Raw genomic sequence first — 6,942 nt, forward strand, 5'->3', positions numbered from 1 at the left:
AGTTCTTTTTAAATAAGATACAATCGTTTTAAAGCAAGCGAAATAGCAGAAGAACAAATGACCTATTCAGCAGATTTTCGAGCACAAGTGATTAAAAGTGTCAAAAACAAAGACATGAGTATCCGTCAGGCTTGTACTTTCTATAATGTTAGCAAAACCGCATTACAGCGCTGGCTGAGAAACCCAAGTATCAAACAAACTCGAGATAAATCACCAACTAAAATACCGAATGAAGCACTCTTAAAAGACGTTGAACAATATCCAGACGATTATCTGTACGAGCGAGCTAGGCGATTCAACTGTAGTAAGACCGGCATGCACACTGCTTTAAAACGTCTAGGTATCAGTCAAAAAAAAGACCTTAGAGCATCCAAAAGCCTGCCTGATAAAAAGAGTGGCTTATCAGAGTAAACTTGATCGCTTTACGCAGCAAGGCTATCCCATTATCTATATGGATGAAAGCGGCTTTGAGCACGAGACCATCCGCTCTCATGGCTATGCACCGATTGGTACACCCTGTATCGACAGCTACAACTGGCAAGCAAAAAAGAGAACTAACGTCATCGGTGCTCTTTATAACAAGATGCTGTTTGCGCTTGATTACTTTGAACAGAATATCAATAGCAATATATTTTATGACTGGTGTAAGATCACACTTATTCCAAGTCTCAAGACTAAATGCGTGATCGTTATGGATAACGCTAGGTTTCATAAAAGCAGACGTATCCAAAAACTGCTCAACAGACATGGTCATCGCATTCTATGGCTGCCACCCTATAGCCCTGATCTTAACCCCATTGAGAAAAAATGGGCACAAGAAAAGTTTCTACGCCAAGGCTGGATGGAGAATAATCTGCCTAAACTGTTTCATGATATGGGCTGTATTTCTTTTGTAGTGAACTGACTATATACTGAATCTTCAATTTCAACAAACTTAACGGACGATCTAATTGAATCTACACCCTTAGTAAACCTATCTTGTAGTGCTCGCACGATTGACTGATGTTGTTTATTGTTACTTTTAAAGATGTCGATATGCTGTGCCATTAAAAAATACCACTCTCAATTTTTTTAACCCTTGAAGTATTCTCATACAATTCAATAATCGAGTCATAATTAACAAATGTAAACTTTGCTGAGTTGGTATGATAGGGCTCAAGAGACAAGGTTTTTAAAAACTTATTCCGATGTTTTTCAGGTGCTATTATGTAGTAATCTGTTTGAAAATTAATGAGTTGTAAGCTTCTATTGAACGCCCCTGTTAAAGTGCCAACGCTGTCTACAACTTCAAAAACTTTATGAGGGAATTGAAGTCCTTTCTTATTCAACCACACCACATCAATTCTTTTAGTTTCGTCAACTATCGCTTTATAAGTAAAATCTGGAAGATACTGCATAGAAACCATATCTAATAAACTGATGTTATCTTTGAAGGTAGCAGAAGGGTCAGCAGTATAAGTGTCGAAGTTTTTGAAATTTCCAAGCTCTATACAAATGCCTTGAATAAAAGAGTGCATTCTTATCTTATCTTGTGTTTCAGGGTTTTTCTCGGTTTTATAGTCTTTTAAGGCGAATAAACCAAGGCCTATTTGTTTAAAAGATTTATCCTTCCTGATTTCTCTATATAGTACGCCTCTTATACCTGCTTTCCATTCGATTGAGTTTTTAGCAGTTGGGTAGTACTTTTCAATATTGTTATAGATAATATTCCAACTGGCTGCACCATTATTATCTTCGAGTACTTTCTTTATGGCTTCAACTTTTGTCATACTTCAGAACACTCATCAAAATTAAAATGAATTGACTTACTTTATACGCACCCAAAGAAGAAAATAACTTATTGATTCTGCACATGCCATTCAACCTCAGGCTCATTATAGCCGCGTATCACTCCACCGTTAAATAGCATCAATGGTACGCCGCCACCGCCTAGGTTCTTATGTTGCACTATGCTATTAAGTGTCGCAAGCCCTGTTTATGTAACAGTTCCTAGTCTCTTACTCTAAGAAAAACCTATTTGTCTCTCATTTTTCGCTATTTATGATAAACAAGCTTGTTTGTCTCTCAAATATCAGCCACAATATAACTTGTGAATCAAAAAACGCTCATTTTGAGAGACAAGGCACATAAAGATGACCGATTTCAATTTAGAATATGCCGTACATTATCATTATGGCGGCTTTCCCCCTCAGTCCATCGATTACCAAGTCATTATGGACGCTATGATAGGCGCAACTGAGGCGATATCTCGCTTTGACCAGGTGCTCAAAAGCATGCACAACAGCGAGATTTTACTTGCGCCACTGCGTAATCAAGAAGCGGTCATCTCCTCACGTATGGAGGGCACCATCAGTACCCTCGATGAGATTATGCAGTATGAGGCAGACTATGGTGATGGCAAAGAGCACTCGCCGCAGGTGCGTAGTGATATTATTGAAACTATTCTTTATCAACGCACGTTAAAAAACGTGCAGCAGGCGATGAGCGATGGTTATCCGCTAAGCAAATCTTTGATAAAAACCATGCACCAGCAGCTATTATCAAAGGGTAGAGGTGCAAAAAAATCGCCCGGTCAGTTCAAAAGTGAGCAAAACTATCTGGCTGACCGCTCGAAAAAAAGTATCTTGTTTGTACCGATTAGTCCTGAAAAGCTACAAGGTGGCTTGGATGATTTGTTTGATTATATCAATAACAATCATTCACCCATACTGCTAAAAACGGCCGTCAGTCATTTAGAGTTCGAAGCTTTGCATCCCTTTCAAGATGGCAATGGCAGAATTGGTAGAATGTTGATTACCTTAATATTATGGTCAGCACAGACGATTTCTGCGCCGCATTTTTATATCAGTGGTTATTTTGAAGAAAACAAAGATAGATATATTGATTTGATGCGAGAAGTCTCAGAGACTGGCAATTGGGATAATTGGTGCATATTTTTCTTAGAGGCAGTTAAAGAACAAGCCACCAACAATCTAGAAATCGCTGAACAGATTGGTCAGCTGTATGAGACTATGAAAAGAGAGTTTAGCGACTTACTGTCCTCAAAATGGTCGTTAAATGCGCTAGAATTTATTTTTACTAATCCTGTCTTTAGGAACAGTAGCTTTACCAGTAAAAGTGGTATTCCTACCTCTACGGCAGCTAGATTCAGTAAGGTTTTAGAAGAAAGTAAAATTTTGCAAGTGGTCGAAGAAGGCGCTGGTAGGACTTCTACGCTTTATTCCTTTGAACCATTGATGGAGTTGGTACGGGTTTAAGCAAGCACAGTCACTGATTTTGAATCTGCCACTCAATTTCAGGTTTATTATAGCCGCGGATCACTTCACCATTAAACAGCATTAGAGGCACACCGCCACCACCCAGACTTTCATATTGTCTATAACCTTCAGCAGAGCGTTCGATATCGTACTCACAGTAGTCGACATTGTGCGAGGCGAGTAATTGTCTGGTCTGTTCGCAATAAGGACACCAGACAGCACCGTATAGTACAATATCATTGTCATTCGAGGCGTCACAGGCGACAGAGTCTGGAGTGACAGTACTGGCGTTTATAAGATAGACACTACTAATGAGCACAATAGCGCCGAGTACGAACGAAAATACTTTTACAAACCTCATGTCACACCTATTCAGCCCTGTTTTTACTCTTGCGTTTCAAGATTATATTGACGACGAGTATAGTAGGGTCACGACATGAAGTCTAATCGCTACGTCCCCATTCGCAGTAGCCAGTATTGGTATGTGGTCACATCAGGGTTATGGGATAACAGACCAAAGTAGATTAGGAGTAAAAACATACTGAATAATTTGCAGTCTTTTATCCTTTTTCAGTCAAAAGTTTAATACCTAAGCCAATAAATACCACCCCACTTATTTTATTCAAAACCGACTCAAAAGTTGGATGAGCTCTAAGTTTTTCACTAAACCTTGCCGCCAATAGTGCCAAACATAAGCACCAAATAAAGCCCGTGGTAGCAAAAGACAGCCCTAAGACTAAAAATGACAGCATGCTATAAGCATAATGGGTATCAATAAACTGCGGAAAGAAGGCTAAGAAAAATAAGGCGACTTTGGGGTTAAACACATTGGTCAGTACGCCTTGCTTATATATTTGCCAGTGGTTCGTAAGTTTGGCAGTCGCTAACGTCTCATTCTCAGCCAAATTATTAGCCAGCAAAGGCTGCTGTTTACTCGTTAGCATTTTGAAACCCAGATAGCATAGATAGCTGGCACCGAGATATTTGACGATCATAAATGCGGTGGGAGAGTTGGCAAGTAATACTGACAGCCCTAACGCTGCCAATAAAGTATGCACTAAGATCCCAGAGGTGATACCAAATACAGAGTAAAGCCCTGCTTGCTGTCCCTGAGAGATGCTTCGAGTGATGATATAGATGCTATCTGTGCCGGGCGTCAGATTCAGCAAAATAGCGGCTATGATAAACCCTATATAGTTTTCGATGCCAAACATAAATAACACCTTGTCAGTGATGTTCTACAAAAGCTGGTATCAGCGGAACAAAATGCCCGGCCAGTACCAGCTTAATTGCAACAGTCTTTAGTGATCTATTCCAGATTGCTTTTGGTCAGAGAGGCTTCTTCTGCCTTTTTTCTCTGCTCTGAGCTTGGTCGTTCGAGCAAAACGTAGAGCACGATACCGATGACAATTGCATAGATGGTCGATTGTGCTGCTGGCATGGCTAAAGTGACTGCTACGATACCAGCAACCCCGCGCTCAGCAGAGTTTTTGAGCTGTTCGATACCCACCATAATACAAATATAAGCCGTCAGCAATAGCGTCAATGACAGCGCAATAGGCAACACAGGCTTAAACAGCGTCACCAATGGCAGCATAAATATAGCAATCAGACCTGTCCACCAGAAAGTGCCGCCACCACTATAGATAGAATCCATCGCTTTACGCCCTAGCGCATAGCGCTCCGCAAGCGTGGCATGAGCGGCGGTCCAAATAGGCCCAGCCAGCCCTGGCCAAGGTGCAAATAGCGCATGCACGCCATTACGGATACCTGTGACCACGTGGATACGAGTGATATTGGTCTCGATTTTTTCGTCAGGTCGGATACTATCGACCCGCTCGCTCAGCGCTTTACCCACCAAGATATCACCAAAGGCAATGACATAAGCGATCATCGCTGTAGGAAAGGCCAATAAAAACACGCTAATATCAGGCACACCGACGTTAAAAATGAGGTAATCAGTCATCAGACCAAAGTTTGGCTGAGTGATACCCCATTCAATATTGGGCAAAGGATATTCACCGATGATCCAACCGATGACCATTGCGATTAACATACCTGAGATCATACCGAGATTGGCGAACATCTTGGCAAGGCGGTTGTTCTGAATTTTATCTTTAAAAGAAACTGAAAACAGCACATAAGCGGAGATAATCGCCCCGATAATCAGGGAAACAGGCGTCGCTTCAACACGGCCACCGACTTTGATTTCACCCATCAAGGCGGCGATACCGGCACCGATGATGATACCGGCTTTTAGAGAGTTGGGAATAAAGCTCACCAGACGATTACCAAATCCAGTTAGACCTAGCACAATAAAAATTAAAAATACCTCAATTTGCAGTACAAACATGGCTTGTACCGCTTGGGGTCCAGGCTCAAACGCTTGCAGATATAAAAGCACCACAGGAATAGCGGGCGTAATCCAGCCAGGTACCAGAGGTACACCAAGTAATGATGGCAATAGATACATCAGCCCTGCGACCACACAAAATGCCAGTGCGGCATCATATGGCATGCCCAGATACTGCTCTAACAAGGGAATCATACCCAGACTGACCACGAACATGAACAGCCCCTGAATCATCTCAGGGATTTCCCAGCGGTAATGTACAAAGGGTAGGCGTATTTTGAATGGGCTGGCAGGCCAATAAGGCTGTTCTTCACCGTATTTACGAACGATAGCCATCGTCTTAAGTCCTTTTAAGTGAGTGTGGCGGTATAAAGTCAATATTGGTCTAGAGTGGACATTATTGCTTTTAACTCATGATAGACCTCTTGCAAAAGTCATAGTCTAAGCTCGGAATTAATGATACCAGCAAACAGCTTCATTCTAAGATCATAGCGCTGACGACGGTTGCGATATTTATGAGCCACGATTTTAAACAACTTGATTAAGCCTATTTTGTGTTCAACCACAATACGGAACTTTGCCAGATACTGATTGGCTTGTTTGCATATCTCCAATAACTGACCACCACGAGGTTTCTTAAATGGTGTGAAAGTTTGGTTATGTCGCTTTGCTAACCCTTGATAACCACTGTCTGCTAGATAGTTAGTGTTCTCAGGTAACCAATCAGGACAAGTATCTTTATACAGCTTAAAATCGTGGATGGACCCTTTACAGGTTTGCACATCAAGTATCAAACCGGTTTGCCAATGAACGATAACCTGCGCTTTTAAGGTGTGTTGTTTTTTCTTGCCGCTGTAGTAGTCTCTTTGGTTTTTTTTGGACGCTCAATTGGGGTTTCGGTGGCATCGACAATGACGACTGACCAATTGATGTCCTCATCGACACGACTAGGCAGCTTTTTGGGCAATTCAAACTTGCCAGAGTTAATCAGTGTGTCTTCTACTTTACGAATGATACGGCTAGCAGAAGACTCATGAATACCAAAGTCCATACTGATATGATAAAGCGTGCGGTATTCACGCCAATAAGTCAGGGCTAGTAGTATCTGCTCCTTAAGACTGAGCACACTTGGTCTACCTGATTTGGTCTTAGATGCTTCATGCTTTTGCATGGCCTCAAGCATGTCATAAAAAGTGGCTTTATGAATGCCAGTGTAGCGTTTAAAACCAGCGTCACTTTGTTTGAGTAGCTTATCTATGTTTGGCATATCTATTAAGTAAGTAGAGTTCAATAATATACGTTGTGTCTGACAACTACTTTTGCAAGAGGTCT

The 6,942-nt window shown here is 41.4% G+C and carries 8 protein-coding genes and 1 pseudogene; 3 read left to right on the top strand and 6 right to left on the bottom strand.

The window, feature by feature from the left end; translation table 11 throughout:
* The first annotated feature begins 57 nt into the window (after window positions 1-57).
* Entirely contained in the window at window positions 58-411 is a 354-nt protein-coding gene (locus J3492_RS12805) for an IS630 transposase-related protein (RefSeq protein ID WP_207988742.1), read from the top strand.
* A complete protein-coding gene (locus J3492_RS12810; RefSeq protein WP_207992410.1) occupies window positions 395-904 on the top strand; it encodes an IS630 family transposase in 510 nt (169 codons plus the stop codon). The genes J3492_RS12805 and J3492_RS12810 overlap by 17 nt, the downstream gene beginning before the upstream one ends.
* 142 nt (window positions 905-1,046) lie before the next feature.
* Here the strand turns inward: J3492_RS12810 and J3492_RS12815 are convergent, their stop codons facing one another.
* A complete protein-coding gene (locus J3492_RS12815) occupies window positions 1,047-1,769 on the bottom strand; it encodes a hypothetical protein (RefSeq protein ID WP_207992411.1) in 723 nt (240 codons plus the stop codon).
* Window positions 1,770-2,132: 363 nt separating this feature from the next.
* Here J3492_RS12815 and J3492_RS12820 point away from each other — a divergent pair, with 363 nt between their 5' ends.
* On the top strand, window positions 2,133-3,257 hold the full coding sequence (locus tag J3492_RS12820) for a Fic family protein (protein WP_207992412.1): 1,125 nt from the start codon (window positions 2,133-2,135) through the stop codon (window positions 3,255-3,257).
* Window positions 3,258-3,267: 10 nt separating this feature from the next.
* On the opposite strand, the gene J3492_RS12825 is transcribed toward J3492_RS12820, so the two are convergent.
* The 5 genes and pseudogenes from J3492_RS12825 to J3492_RS12845 form a co-directional block, all read right to left on the bottom strand.
* Entirely contained in the window at window positions 3,268-3,618 is a 351-nt protein-coding gene (locus J3492_RS12825) for a glutaredoxin family protein (RefSeq protein WP_201597473.1), read from the bottom strand.
* Between the two features lie 199 nt (window positions 3,619-3,817).
* Window positions 3,818-4,471, bottom strand: coding sequence for a LysE family translocator (locus tag J3492_RS12830; protein WP_207992413.1), 654 nt, complete (start codon window positions 4,469-4,471; stop codon window positions 3,818-3,820).
* A gap of 95 nt (window positions 4,472-4,566) precedes the next feature.
* Window positions 4,567-5,946, bottom strand: a complete 1,380-nt coding sequence (locus J3492_RS12835) for a solute carrier family 23 protein (RefSeq protein WP_207992414.1) — start codon at window positions 5,944-5,946, stop codon at window positions 4,567-4,569.
* 98 nt (window positions 5,947-6,044) lie between these two features.
* Window positions 6,045-6,428: pseudogene (locus tag J3492_RS12840) on the bottom strand (transposase family protein); the annotation flags it as partial.
* A gap of 8 nt (window positions 6,429-6,436) precedes the next feature.
* Window positions 6,437-6,942, bottom strand: a 506-nt coding sequence (locus J3492_RS12845) for a transposase family protein (protein ID WP_207988982.1), incomplete at its 5' end; no start/stop codon positions are given.

The organism is Psychrobacter coccoides (assembly GCF_017498085.1).
In the GTDB taxonomy this organism is placed as follows: Bacteria; Pseudomonadota; Gammaproteobacteria; order Pseudomonadales; family Moraxellaceae; genus Psychrobacter; species Psychrobacter coccoides.